The organism is Bradyrhizobium sp. Kon10 (assembly GCF_055807395.1).
The window spans coordinates 1-234 of record NZ_JBVVOZ010000419.1 but is presented as its reverse complement, the minus strand read 5'-3'; the positions used below and the strand labels follow the sequence as shown (position 1 = coordinate 234).

The window sequence follows — 234 nt, the reverse complement described above, 5'->3', positions numbered from 1 at the left end:
CGGCATTGCCGACCGGCTTCAGCAACTGGGCGTCGGCCTTGTGCGACAGCGCCCACTCGATGCGGCCTGGCGCTTCGGAGCCGATCAGCGCGACCAGCGGCATCGGCGCCTCGCCCGGCGCCCATGGGAATTGTTCGTCGAAGCCGAGGTCGGCATCGAAGAAGACGAAATCCGCTGCCAGCGCCTCGGCCGGCAGTTCCGGCCAGCAGCCGACCGTCTCGAGGCCGATGGCCG

The 234-nt window shown here is 70.1% G+C and carries 1 pseudogene; it reads right to left on the bottom strand.

Annotated features, from left to right (window positions below):
- Positions 1-234 (bottom strand): annotated as a pseudogene (locus AC0L2O_RS37585) (ANTAR domain-containing response regulator); the annotation flags it as partial.